This window comes from Mucilaginibacter gracilis, assembly GCF_003633615.1.
Taxonomy (GTDB): Bacteria; Bacteroidota; Bacteroidia; order Sphingobacteriales; family Sphingobacteriaceae; genus Mucilaginibacter; species Mucilaginibacter gracilis.
Genome location: NZ_RBKU01000001.1, coordinates 1,375,608 through 1,389,014, shown reverse-complemented (window position 1 = coordinate 1,389,014; position 13,407 = coordinate 1,375,608). Strand labels below are relative to the sequence as shown.

11 protein-coding genes and 1 pseudogene are annotated in these 13,407 nt (G+C 40.5%); 3 read left to right on the top strand and 9 right to left on the bottom strand.

The genetic code is table 11. The features are described 5' to 3' along the window. The first annotated feature begins 46 nt into the window (after nt 1–46). Nucleotides 47–826 (top strand): TaqI-like C-terminal specificity domain-containing protein, encoded by a 780-nt coding sequence (locus BDD43_RS05830; RefSeq protein WP_211339658.1) that lies wholly within the window; start codon nt 47–49, stop codon nt 824–826. On the opposite strand, the gene BDD43_RS31180 is transcribed toward BDD43_RS05830, so the two are convergent. The 6 genes and pseudogenes from BDD43_RS31180 to istA form a co-directional block, all read right to left on the bottom strand. Beyond that, complete coding sequence (locus BDD43_RS31180; RefSeq protein ID WP_449406650.1) at nt 766–1,638, bottom strand: TaqI-like C-terminal specificity domain-containing protein; 873 nt, start codon at nt 1,636–1,638, stop codon at nt 766–768. The genes BDD43_RS05830 and BDD43_RS31180 overlap by 61 nt on opposite strands. 117 nt (nt 1,639–1,755) lie before the next feature. Next, nucleotides 1,756–3,618: pseudogene (locus tag BDD43_RS31175) on the bottom strand (type IIG restriction enzyme/methyltransferase); the annotation flags it as partial. A gap of 30 nt (nt 3,619–3,648) precedes the next feature. After that, complete coding sequence (locus BDD43_RS05820; RefSeq protein WP_121195838.1) at nt 3,649–5,121, bottom strand: transposase; 1,473 nt, start codon at nt 5,119–5,121, stop codon at nt 3,649–3,651. 87 nt (nt 5,122–5,208) lie between these two features. Beyond that, nucleotides 5,209–6,147: a DUF7149 domain-containing protein gene (locus BDD43_RS05815; RefSeq protein ID WP_121196785.1), complete on the bottom strand. Its 939-nt coding sequence runs from the start codon at nt 6,145–6,147 to the stop codon at nt 5,209–5,211. A gap of 311 nt (nt 6,148–6,458) precedes the next feature. Further along, nucleotides 6,459–7,205, bottom strand: coding sequence for an IS21-like element helper ATPase IstB (gene istB / locus BDD43_RS05810; protein WP_008507945.1), 747 nt, complete (start codon nt 7,203–7,205; stop codon nt 6,459–6,461). 20 nt (nt 7,206–7,225) lie between these two features. After that, entirely contained in the window at nt 7,226–8,758 is a 1,533-nt protein-coding gene (istA, locus tag BDD43_RS05805; RefSeq protein ID WP_233276878.1) for an IS21 family transposase, read from the bottom strand. Here istA and BDD43_RS05800 point away from each other — a divergent pair. After that, the gene (locus tag BDD43_RS05800; protein WP_147425578.1) at nt 8,757–10,277 is read left to right on the top strand and encodes a hypothetical protein; all 1,521 of its coding nucleotides are present in this window, start codon (nt 8,757–8,759) and stop codon (nt 10,275–10,277) included. The two genes, istA and BDD43_RS05800, sit on opposite strands and share 2 nt — an antisense overlap. 20 nt (nt 10,278–10,297) lie before the next feature. Here the strand turns inward: BDD43_RS05800 and BDD43_RS05795 are convergent, their stop codons facing one another. From BDD43_RS05795 to BDD43_RS30760, 3 genes are all read right to left on the bottom strand, one after another. Then, on the bottom strand, nt 10,298–10,720 hold the full coding sequence (locus tag BDD43_RS05795; protein WP_008507940.1) for a hypothetical protein: 423 nt from the start codon (nt 10,718–10,720) through the stop codon (nt 10,298–10,300). Nucleotides 10,721–10,870: 150 nt separating this feature from the next. After that, the gene (gene pckA, locus BDD43_RS05790) at nt 10,871–12,406 is read right to left on the bottom strand and encodes a phosphoenolpyruvate carboxykinase (ATP) (RefSeq protein WP_008507938.1); all 1,536 of its coding nucleotides are present in this window, start codon (nt 12,404–12,406) and stop codon (nt 10,871–10,873) included. Nucleotides 12,407–12,426: 20 nt separating this feature from the next. Then, nucleotides 12,427–12,558 (bottom strand): hypothetical protein, encoded by a 132-nt coding sequence (locus tag BDD43_RS30760; protein WP_008507937.1) that lies wholly within the window; start codon nt 12,556–12,558, stop codon nt 12,427–12,429. A gap of 356 nt (nt 12,559–12,914) precedes the next feature. Here BDD43_RS30760 and BDD43_RS05785 point away from each other — a divergent pair, with 356 nt between their 5' ends. Next, nucleotides 12,915–13,391: an Lrp/AsnC family transcriptional regulator gene (locus tag BDD43_RS05785; RefSeq protein ID WP_008507936.1), complete on the top strand. Its 477-nt coding sequence runs from the start codon at nt 12,915–12,917 to the stop codon at nt 13,389–13,391. The last annotated feature ends 16 nt before the right edge of the window (nt 13,392–13,407 follow it).

Here is a 13,407-nt window from a genome sequence, read left to right as displayed (position 1 = left end):
AAAAAGTAAAATAGAGTCCATCGGAACCCCTTTAAAAGATTGGGACTTGGAAATTAATTATGGCATTAAAACTGGATTTAATGAAGCCTTTATTATTGATGCCGACAAAAGAAACGAATTGCTAATAAATTGTCCTGAAGCTGATGAAATTATACGTCCGATTTTGTCCGGCAAAGACATTAAACGTTACCAAATTAATTGGGATAATAAATGGATCATTTTTACGAGAAAAGGAATAGATATCGATCAATACCCTAGTATCAAAGAATACCTGAATTCATACTACGAAAAATTAAGGCCGCGCAACAACAATGAACCAACTGGCAGAAAACCGGGGCCTTACAAATGGTTTGAAATTCAGGATAATGTAGCCTATTACAAAGATTTTGAAAAGCCCAAAATTGCCTGGGGTAATCTTGCACTTAATGGCCAATTCTCATTGGTAGATGCTGGATACTATATTAATGCACCATCATCGTTTATCGCTACTGATGAAACTTATTTAGTTGGAATATTAAATTCGAGGCTTGCCGATTTTTATATAAAACAGTTAGGTGTAACACGAAATGGAGGTTACTTTGAATATAAACCAATGTTTGTTGAACAACTACCTATACCGGCAATTCCAAAGGATATTCAGATGCAATTGGTGTTATTAATCGAAAAATTATCAGCCTCCCCAAGCCTCAAAAAGCAAATTGAAGAGGAGATTGATGATGTTGTATTTTCTTTATATAATATAACTCTGGAAGAAAAGCAATTAATTTATAAAGATGCATTTATTAATAAGTCGATTTCCTCAGAAGAGAGCTTAAATATATCATAGATTTTATTATCAAGACTTTTGTAAAGCTTCATGTCAAATGATTCGTTTAACGAGTCTACTATACCAGTAATTTTTGATTCTATTTCCTTATCAGGAAATGGTACGCAAATTTGGTCGATGTACATTTTGATCCAACGTCTGGTTCCCGCCCCGGAAGTCGCTGCGATTTTGTCAAAGTACCATTCACAAAGCCTGGAATTTAAAAATGCTAGCAAATATTTCAAATGGTCGCCGGTCATGAAGAAAATAGTATTATTCAGGTAAAATGCACTTTTGTCAAGTGCAAAATTTGGTTGATCAGTTAATTCGATCCAAACAATTTTTTCACTTTCAAAATTTTCCAAGTAGGCGCAATTTCTTAGGTTCGACCAATGTTGCCCCTTATCTAATCGTTTTGATAAAGCATCCTCGTATTTTGATAAATGGTCATACACCGCCGGATAGTCTTGTTTTACATCAACGGGTGGAATTTTCTTTTCCCTGATACCATTGTGGGTGTTAATAATCCATTGATTGGCAAACTGAGCATTATATTTTTTTATATCCCTGCCACGAAGAATCGGACGTATAATTTCATCATTTTTAGGCGAAGCCTCTATGAGCGCATCTCTGGTTTTCTGGTCGATAATAAAGGCATCGTTGTACCCCGTTAATATACCTCGGTAGATATTGATATCCCAATCTTTTAAAGGTGTTCCTGCCGCTTCAATCTTGTTTTTTATGGTGGCCTCTAATGGCGAAAGTATAACCCACCCGCCGTCTGGTTTAAAGCCCCCCTGTGTGGTAACTGACTGTCTAATAAAATCGCTCATTTTTTCTAAACTACCCAGGCTTTTATCTAGCAAGCATGTTTGTGTTTTGCCGGTATTTTCAGCCTTTTGGGAAATGAGCATATTCGTGTCGACAGTTGCCGATTCAAACACCTGGTAACCACCAAAATCAACCAATAAAAGTGGATTAGTTTCCCCCAAAAAGAACTTACGGGTCGCAACTCCATAATTTGCCCGCATCCATTTGTTAGAAGTTATAAAACCAAAATAGTAGTTAGGCCTAAGTAAACGAATGGCTTGTTCGTAGAACAAACAATAAATATCACCGGTACGGGTAAAGGTATTGTAATCGCCTTTTTGCAAAGCATCTGCATCCTCCCCCATTTTTTGCAACTGGATATATGGCGGATTCCCTATCACGACTTCAAAGCCTTCAAAATCACCGCTTTCATTTAAGACCTCCGGAAATTCAAACCGCCATTCAAAAGCATTTCGGTAAGTGATGTCGTTTTTTGCAGCTTCAATACTCTTTGAAAGCTCTTCAATTTCTTTTTCCAATAATCCCCGTTGAGCTACTTGCTTATTATCGTCGTTCCGCTCGAACAATTGTATAGCTTTATATTTTAAGATATATTCCTCGTTCTTCTTAATAAATAGCTTTTCAAATTTTGTTATTCGGGGATCTTGGCGCTTGAACTCATTAATGAAAAGTTCTATGTTGCCTTTTAACTCTTCCTTGAAGTTTTTGTCATTGGTGTCTTTATATTTTTTTACCCAGCTTTTATAATTATCGAGCTTTTTTATAAAGGAGGGTATTCTTTCAAATATTTCATCTTTAACCTTAAATCGACTGATTAATGAATTACCATGTTTGATATTAATATCAATATTAGGTAATGTCTCCAATTGCGTGTAGTTCTCATCTGATTTATAATAGGCGTGTTTTAAAAGTTCTATCCACAATCTTAACTGGCAGATCTTTACAGAGTTAGGGTTAATGTCAACCCCAAACAAACTCCCCTCTATAAGTTTGCGTTTTTCATTAAATAAGGTTTCCTGAATACGCTGAATTTCCGGCGCAATGATGTGACCGCCGGATACAGTTGTTGTAACAGCATATTCAAAAAATGAGGAGTTACGATAGGTAACGACCAACTCATCATTGGCTATACTAACATCAACATCACTCAGACGGCTTCCTTCGCTATCCGCCAGTATCCCTAATTGCGCTTTGATGGCAATTAATTCATTTAAGCTTGATACCAGGAAATGGCCGGAACCGACAGCTGGGTCAACAATACGAATGGACTCAATCAGTAAGTTAAATTCTAAAATATCTTTGCGATTCTTACGATCAGCCAGATAATTTTTCAGGTCATTTATATCTTCACATTTCCACCCATATGCGTCGTTGAATTTTTGAACCACTGCTTTACGAATGGTTTCCTGGCATAAAAACATAGTGACGGCACCCGGGGTGTATATTGAACCATCGCGGTAGCCATTCATTTTCTCAAATACCAGACCTAATACTGCAGCATTAATAATCGTCTTGTTTTCTTCCTGGACTTCTTCTTTACCGATAGAAGCAAAATCGTACGCCTCTAAAAACTCAAAAAAATAATGCAATGTGTTCATTGCGGTTAAATCTTTACTTTTTAGGCGTTTCCGGGTAAGAATTGAATTACTATATAAATCTATATCTAAATTGTCATCCAGGCCATTAACCTTTAAGCTGACATCCTCCAATGGAGAAATTTCAAATAAAGAACTGTTCAAATATGGGATATGACTATATTTCTGTTGAATGGCGGAGGTTCGACTGGCGGATTGTCTGGCAAGTACCTGAAAAAAGAGTTTATGCAGCTCATCATAATCGTTGACTGTTTGCACATTCAGAAACTTGAACCTTTCATTACCGTTATGGTATTTAATTAACTGAGCCTCTAATAATTTTAAAAAAAGTATTCGGTTCACCCAGGTGATGCTCAACTCAAGCCCTAAATTGAACAGCTGTTCCTCTGTTGTTTTGCCATTTAAACCCTAACTCCGCTAATTTAGGTAGTCTATGTCAATAGATTTAAAGAGGTCTTTTGTCTTTTTTGTTATTTCGGATCTTACCCAGGTGTTTCGGATTTTAGTTTGGTAGATGCTTTTTGATATTTCTACTATGTCCTTTGGTGCATATTTTGAAAGTTTGTTTGCTGTTTTTAGTCGTGTATACAACCTGTAGTATGCGATCATGGCTATAAAATTTGCCATTAACCATCCTTCCAGCACATATCGGTTCTGCATGTAGGTTTTGTCTGCAAGCAGGAAGTGCTTGTAGGCGTCAAACATGACTTCTATTTCATTGCGCTGTTTGTAGGTTTCATATAACATTTGTGCGGACACCGCTTCAGGCAGGTGATTCGTGAGTGTAAGTGTTCCAAAACGGTCAACCCGTTCAAAGAAATCAACTTCTTTATACTTATCAGGATGTGTTTGAGTACGGGTAAGGAAATCAGCTTCTTCTTCTACTCTAAGGCGCTCGTCAAGGTAAGTAGTTAGCATCAGTCCTTCTTTTTCATATTCATAATACCAGACCACCCTCTTCTGATAGGTGAAATAATTCTTTATACCTTTTTTAAAATTGGCTTGCTGTAGCGGTTCATAATCTATGAGATTATTATTTCTGTATAGTGGGATAATGAAATGAATGGAGGCAGTTTTGAGGTCAGCGACGTTTTTCTTGCTGTAAAATCCCTTGTCGGCAATGAAAACCACATCTTTGATATTTAGTTCGTCTACACATATCTTCATCGATGTAACGTCAGTAATATTCCCATTGATAAGTCTATAATACACCGGTTGTTGCATTTGTGCAGAAAAAATGTACATCAGGCGTATTTGTGGATCATAGCTATGCTGTGGATTATAACCCATTGCGTTGACTGAAAGATGTTCTGAAAGGGATGGTATGTGCGTAGAATCAATCATTACAAATTTATCCTGCATAGCTTCCCTTACCCCTAATCTGCCTTTCATCCAGCCCAGCAATAGTTCTCTGTTTTCTCCTACATATTTCAATGCAGCTGTAATTGCTTTGTCATCAAGACCTTTTGTGACCCAGTTCAGAGAACAGTAGTCATGTGCATGTTGAAACGGCATACGCTTTATTGGGTGCTGATAAGCAAAACGCATCATTGCTACTGTCAATAATGTTTGACTAACAGGCTCTGGGAAGAGTGTAAGTAAACTGGGAAGATCCTCAGCAAGCAAAGACGTAAAGAGATTATACAATCCGTATGTTTTGATATCTACTACCGGCAGGCTGTTGCCTTTATCTTTTATTAGTTTTTTATCCGACGGGACAAAGCCCTCCTTCTCGGTGATTTTACCAAGAAGTTCCAGGGTTATTTTATCCGTCCGCTTTTTTTCAGAATTATAACGATACTCAACAGCGTACTTGTAAAATGTACCCTTGATAAGCCTGATCTCTGTTTTTGGCTCTTTAAATTTTTGAATCCAGGAAGGTAACGACATAGACAACCTAATTAGGTAGCCCAAAATAAACAAAAAAAGGAACAATCAAGCGTTGTTCCACTATATTTTTCAAAATAGACGGGGTAATTATGCGGAGTTAGGGTTTAAAAACTTAGCCGGGACCTTTCGTAAAACTTCATCAACTTCCAGCATGTTGATGGTGTTTTCAATTAAGGAGGCTGGTTGTCTTTTAGTAACCGGTAACCGCTGTATTATTTTTCGGCTGCCATCTTTTACTTCTTCTAATCCAATAATATGCAATAGCTCTTTAAAAAAACCGGTATCTAATGAGTTGCTATCATTTATAAAAGGTAATTTCAATAAATTAACAGGGGAGAAAAACTTATATAAGGGTATAAGTTTGTTGTCGTCCTTTTCTTTATTCCCTTGCAAATATTTCAGGTACTCTCTGATATCAACGTGGGTAAATGTCATTTCTTCCTGCAAGTCATGGAGAAAAGGCCTGGCGATTTCATTGTAAAACAACTCTGTTTTTACACTAACCTTTTGTCCTGCTTCCCATTCTCTATAAGCTTTTTGTAGTTGTGTATTTTTGGCAAATACACGTTCAAACAATGAGGCGTCAAAAACAAACCACTCATAGATATTAGTTATTACTAAGTGGGTAAGGGAAATATTTTTATGGTTGACGCGCTCGCGAAGAAAATAGAGGATAAGCTCATGCATGGCTTTTGCATTGAGATTATCCTTAGTAACCATATCGTGTTTATTTGAAGGCTTTTTAACTTCAAGCAATACACCTACATGCGATTTGGCATCTTTTTCCAGATGGATAACCAAATCCGCACGCCCCTTGGTAGCAATTAAATGATTAGGATCGTAATAAGTTGATTTTAAGAAGTCTGCTAAATGCCCTTTAACATTTTCCTCGCTTTCTTTCTCATCAATGCGTTCAAGTAATTTGCTGAAGTTAACCTTGAAAAAATCTAAATCTTCACGACGTGGCTTTATTAGCCGATACGCTTTATTAATACTTTCAACAAGAGAGATAAAGGAAATGGTCATATTATACTATCGAGGATTAGTAAAGCATAAACTTAAGAAAATGGAAGGCAATGAAGATAAAAACATATTATTATTTGCAATTTCAAAAACAAAATCGTTGGTTTTATCACGATAAATTGTGACAAATGGTTAAAATATAGTCGTTTTTCTATCAAAAATGGCCGTAAAAATCTTTATTTTAGGTGTTGTATATTATGGAGATAGTGACCACCCTGTTTCGGGCCAAATTGACCCAGGGGTTAGCTGACTTTTGGGTTGCAGCAAATGCTATAAAAGCATGTACAAAAATAGTTATTTAAAAGGTAATTTCATTAATGGCTGTTTTCCGGTTCAACACTACGTTTTCTTCTCATAGATTCTCCCTTTAGCTCGATACGGTGTGCATCATGAACGATCCGGTCCAGGATAGCATCAGCAACCGTTTTTTCACCGATCACTTCAAACCATTTACTGACTGGTAGCTGCGAAGTAATGATCAGCGAGGTCTTACCATGCCTGTCCTCAATGATCTCCATTAGTGCCGCCCTGCTTTGTGCATCAAAAGGCTGGATACCAAAGTCGTCGAGTATGAGCAGTTGCTGGCGTTCGATCTTAGCCAGCTCTTTCATGTAGGAGCCATCCGCCTTGGCCATCTTGAGCTTGGCAAATAGTTTGGGCGTACTGGTGTACAATACCCTGTAGCCCAATACACAGGCCTGGTAGCCCACAGCAGAAGCAATATAGCTTTTACCGATACCGGTACTCCCGGTGATCAGCAGGTTCTCGAAGCGGTCAACAAACGTACAATCCGCCAGGCGCATGATCTGGTTGCGGTCAATACTTCGGTCGGCATGATAATGAACATCTTCAATTGAAGCTTTATAGCGGAACCGGGCATATAGGATTGTGCGTTCAATACGCCTGTTCTGCCGGTCGTCCCATTCTGCATCTACCAGGTGGGCCAGCAGTTCATCTGCCGTGTAATCGTTTGTTTTACCGGTTTCCATGCTGCTTTTAAAGGCATGAAACATGCCGAAGAACTTCATCTTCCGCAGTTTGTCTAAGGTGCTTGTGTTCATGTTATTGTTGTTTTAAATGGTTATTTGTAATAGTCTTTTCCCCGGATATTATCATGGTTAGGCATGGGTAGCTCATCGGCAAATATGCTTTCCTCATAGTTGTCCATCTTGTTTTCCAATATGGTTTGTATCGTTTTATAGCTATAAAGGCCATAACTGAGCCCTCGCTGACAGGCCATTATTAACCGGTCGTTCCCTGCCTTTTTTGCAAAGCCAAGTACCCCCAGGCAGGATTTGTAAGCCTGTTCGGGGTGTTGTTTACGCTCCAGTATTTGAAGGATATATAGCCTGACATCTTCATGGATGGAGGCCGCCCAATTGAGGAACATATCTGGCGTCCAGTCACTTTTGAAGCGGTGAGCGCTGGCCATATGTTCTTTGTCGGTAGTATACCCGTAGGGGTTCTTTTCGCGCGGGTGCAAAGCGATACGCTCATAATTGGAGTAGATCTCTACAATAGTGCGGGAGTATAATAGCTTAACCCGCTTGCCGATGAAGCGGTAAGGCACACTGTAATAGTGCTTATCAGGGCCGAGATTGACATGGCCATTCTTGATCACCCTGGCATAGAAGTGCTTTTTGAACTGGTAACGCAACACAGGCAGCGGTGCCAGTGTCCCACGCTCTATCTCTTCAAACTGTAGTATCCTGCTGTAATTGCGCCCCTTGAGCAACTGGCTGTTATGGACTTCCAGGGCTTGCCAGATCGCCGTATTGAGTTCTGTTAAAGAATGGTAGATATGCTTGTTTAAAGGGGCGTATACCTTGGTATAAATGATCTTAACGGCGCCTTCTACCAATGCTTTGTCACGCGGGCGGTACGCCCGCGCTGGTAATATGGTAGTGCCATAATGATCGGCGAAGTCTTCAAATGTTTCGTTAAGGGTTGGTTCATAGCGGCTGCTTTTGGTTACAGCCGCCTTCAGGTTATCCGGCACAATGGCGGCAGGAACGCCCCCGATGAAGTGCAGGGTATTCTCGCAGGCTGCAATAAAGTCTTCCTTTTGCTGGCTCATAACAGCCTCTACATAGGTGAGCTGGCTGGCCCCAAGGATTGCTACAAAGACTTCTACTTCAATAACTTCACCGGTTTCCTTGTCCGTATAGCTCATCTTTTCACCCGCAAAATCAACGTATAGCTTGTCTCCGGCCTTGTGATCCATGTGCATGGTCGGGTTGACCCTGGTCTTCCATTGGTTGTAATACGTGCAAAACTGGGTGTACTTATAGCCGTCGGGAAACTCTTTGATATAGGCTTCCCACAGGAGCTGCCGGTTCATACCGGTCTTTTTGAGCTCTTTATCGACATGTGGGAAGCAGCGCAGCATGGATTGCATACGGCTGCTTGGCTGGTTGTTTTCCCTGGTCTTACCGAAAAGATCTTCCAGCTCCTTATCATTCAGGCTATTAACTTCTTCAAAGGTAAAGCCGCTTTTCTTAAGGGCGGCCAGGTACTTTCTTACGGTATTCCGGGATGAATCAATCTGGGCAGCTATAAATCGCGTGCTGCGACCCTGACTGTTCATCCTTAAAATCTTTCTAATCTTACTCATGCTGATTGTCAAATTGGCCATCTTAGACAGGTCTTTTGCCCTCAAAAGATGGTTACTTCTACAGCATTTGCTACGCGTTTTGGTGGGTCAGTTTGCCCCGAAATACCATGGTCAGTTTGCCCCGAAACAGTGGGTCAGCTTGCGCCGAAATGGTGTGGTCTCATTCATCATAATCTCCACCGGACATACCATTTATACGTTTGACTGGATGTACGAGATAGAAGATCGTGTGGCACCAGATATGTGGGAACTTTGGGCTGTTCTTATGCCCGTGTTTTTCAAGCATTTGCCAACATTGGTTAGAATAAACACGAACCGGTTTATAATGACTTTTCAAGAATCGCAAGTAGAGAACAATACGCTAATTCGCATCCTTCATGCGTTTATTGATTGGGTGGTAGCCCATATATCCGATAAGGGATATCACACGTCCCTTGCCGAAATTCCAGTGTGGTTTTTTTCCTACAAAATCGATGCAATTACGAGTACAGACCGAATAGCTCTTATTCACAAGTTTCTATCCGTTGAGAACAAAGTTTTTCAGGCAACTTTTTGGCGCTATGTTATTTCAAACTGGAAAAAGCTCGAAACTTCAGAACATAATGTCCTAATCCATGAGTTGTCAAATGTTTCTAGTTTGATCAAAAGCGTTGTACTTACAACCAAAGATATTCCTGAAGAACTTGAACAGCACATTTTGGGTTTCTCACTAAGTAACAGATCAGCAACTCAAATTTTGATTGAAGTTCCTGAAGAAATATTTATCGCTTCTTTAGCCACATTGTATTTATTGCCGCCCTTTGATGATTTGCCGGCTAAAAACACTTCTTTATGGGATGGGGTTTTAGGCGAACTTTTAAAAAGGCCTGATCATAGTGGCTTCTCTATTGCACTAACTGTTTTTTTTGATGATGTATTACTCCTGCGTAGTACTCGGGATGGGATGTGGAACAAGCCCGAACAGTTGTTTAAAAATATTTTAAAAATTGGGACTTCACAAACCCGAGCCAATATATTTTCGAAATTGCTTCTCGACTTCATGGGGACCAGTAGTTCGCGGGCGAAAGTGTATTTAGAGTTGCTTATTTCTAAATCCACGCAAAAAGAAATTGAAGGATATGGTGAGGAATTTGCATTGAATATAGAAGCTATTGCAAACGTCCGAAACGTCTTCCTAATACCTCATTCAATATCTGCTAAAGTCGAAAGGAAACTAACGTTTGACACGATGCTTTTGAAAATGCTTGGAAAGCGTTGGATAGATGAATGGGATTCAGATACGCAGTTAAATTTTGCAAAACTGTCAGTTTATACCTTGCGGGAACGAGAAGTCAAAACGATACAGGGAATTGATCTTTTAAGAAATTGGGCGAGATCAAATCCTGGCTTTTTCACTGAAGCCGAATTGAAGATAGTAGAGGGCTATATGGCCATCCTTCAAGATATTTCGGGTGAACAAAATCGCGCTAAGGAGATTGCTTACAATCAAAAAATTAGAAGTATGGTCGAAGAATATTAAGTGCTGAATTCCACAAGATACTAATTTATGTCCGGTATCTTCTCAAATTGCAATTTCGCCCTTTTGTAAACTGATTTGGAATAGATATAGGGATGGCGCTTTACATCGGAAATGATTTCAGGTATACTTAAAGCTTGGTATCGTTCATCAGTTAAAGCGGTTCTATCTGTGGCTGAGAGGCGGCAGAATGCGATAAGGGATTTCAGTTCATCTGTTGTAAAAGACATAGTATTTCCACCAGTAGGTAAATACATATTAACGTAATCGAAATGCAGTTTTTCCCTCGTGCCCTTGAAAACAAAGTGGCGTTTCATATGCGATGGGTCATATGGGTCAGCTTTTAACCTCGCGGCGTGCTCAGGGTAATTGATGTGGGTATCTTCGACAAATCCATAAGTTAATAAAATGTCGATCAATTCCTGGGATGCTTTAAAGGTTTTCATGATGGGATTGGTTTAAGGTAAATATACAGAAAAATACTATCGAATATACTTTTCACACTTAAGAAAATTTAGCTTTTACATTGCACTTTATTGATGCCTTAACTTCTTCAGAGGTATAATAACAGCCGTTTGTTGAAAGCAGGAAATCCGCTACGACATGGCGACCTGCTTGTATTGCTGATAATTATCCTGGAATTTTTGGGCTAGTTTTTTTGCGGTTTCGTCGTAGGCGATCGGATCGGTCCAGGTATTTCGTGGATTAAGTAATTCGGCGGGTACGCCCTCACATTGTTGGGGAACGCTTAAGCCGAAAACCGGGTCTTTGTTATAATCTACGCGGTCAAGCTCATTGTTTAGAGCGGCATTGATCATAGCCCTGGTGTATTTGATCGCGATGCGGCAACCGGTGCCGTAACTCCCTCCCGTCCATCCGGTATTAACCAGCCAGACCTTTACCAGGTAAAGGTCCAGGTATTCACCAAGCAACGCTGCGTAGTGACTTGGATGCAATGGTAAAAAAGGTGCACCAAAACAGGTGCTGAAGGTTACTTGCGGTTCGGTTACTCCTTCTTCGGTCCCGGCGATCTTTGCGGTGTAGCCACTTAAGAAATGGAACATGGCCTGCTCTTTGGTCAGTTTGCTGATAGGCGGAATCACGCCGTAAGCATCGCAGGTTAAAAAGAATATATTTTGTGGTACTCCGGTCACCGACTGGGACTTCGCATTTCGAATATGGCTGATCGGGTAACTGACCCTGGTATTTTCTGTTAAGGAGCGATCGGCAAAATCTATTTTATTGGAATCTTTAACGAAAGAGGCGTTTTCTACCAATGCACCGGGCCGGATAGCCTGGAAGATCTCGGGTTCAAACTCAGCTGACAGGTCTATGATCTTAGCGTAACAGCCACCCTCAAAATTAAATACGCCCTGTTCGTTCCAGCCATGCTCGTCATCGCCGATTAGTTTACGGCCGGCGTCAGAACTCAAGGTGGTTTTGCCTGTACCGCTCAAACCAAAAAATATCGCTGTGTCGCCTTTGGGGCCCTCATTGGCGCTGCAATGCATGGATAGTACTCTTTTTTGAAAGGGCAGGATAAAATTCAGGACCGTGAAGATCCCTTTTTTGATCTCTCCGGTGTACCCGGTGCCTCCGATCAATATGGTTTTGTAAGCGAACGAAATCACTGTAAAATTTGCCTGGCGTGTGCCATCTTTTTCAGGATCGGCTTTAAAACCCGGGGCCTGGATCACGAGCCATTCAGGTTCAAAACCTTCGAGCTCTCTTGCGGTCGGCTCTAAGAACATATTGGCCACAAAATGATTGCACCATGGATGCTCATTGATCACCCGTATGTTTAAGCGGTGGGCAGGATCGGCGCAGGCATAGGCGTCCCTCAACCAAAGTTCGGGTAGCTTATTAAGGTATGCCAACATTTGCTCTTTCAGTCCGAAGAAATATTTTTCATCAATGGGCGTGTTGAACTTATTCCAGTTGACAGCCGTTTCGGCTAAGCTATCGCGCACGATAAATTTATCTTGGGGGCTGCGCCCGGTAAAGGCACCGGTTTTCACCAGCAGCGCACCGGTGTCGTTCAAAACACCTTCACCTCGCATCAGTGTCTGCTTAACCAATTCCTGAACAGGTAATTGCGTGTGCACTTTAGTACTAAAGATTAATTGCTCCATACTTTTTATAATGAGATCATTTATATCCAACCCTGAAAATCATCGTCATACTCTTTTTCAGCCTTATGGTAGCGTTTTACCACCAGGACCAATAAAAAGGCGATCACCACACCGAGTGGTATTAAGGTTTCAGGACTATTAAAGGGTTTCATAAGTCTGTATTTATGTTATTGGTTGTTGAGGGCATTGGCATTGCTGATCCGCGAAGTAAAGGTTGGGTGTTTTGGTCTTTGTTACTATACATGCTATTGATTTTAGAAAACATGACCATGAGCCATACCTTAAATAGTTGTTAAAACTAATTGAAGGTTAAAAACGACCCTTTCTTGGTAAAATAGCACTCTGCAATGAACAAAAATCGGGTTACAATACACTAAGCAACCCGTCAGGAAATAGAATTTAGCTTGTCATTTATCTCTAATATCAATACTTTAGCACTACCAATTATTCGTCCTTATATTGTATTTTATACACTAAGGCCCGTCATTATATTAAATTATTGAACGATATGAGTCACCAGTTTGACCAAACCGATATGGGTATCTTACAGCTGCTGCAGGAAGATGCGCGGCTTACACACAAGGAGCTGGCACATCGCCTGCACAAATCTGTTACCCCTATTCATATCCGTGTTCGCCGCTTGCAGGAAGAGGGTTACATTAAACGCTATGCTGCCATACTCAACCAGGATAAAATAGGCAAGAGCCTGACAGCTTTCACACAGGTACAGGTCAAAGAACACTCACAAGAGGGCTTGCTTGCGTTTAAAGAAGAGATCATTAAAATAACCGAGGTCATGGAATGTTACCATATGACGGGTTCCTTCGATTTTTTGCTCCGCATCGTGATCCGGGATATGAAAGAATACAATGATGTTCTGATCGACAAGCTGGCCAAGGTAAAAGATATCGGGCACGTAGAAAGCTTTTTTGTCATATCAGAGATCAAGCACGAGACTGCGTTCAGTTTGCATACAAAAACATAGCTGCGTAGCCGCGAGA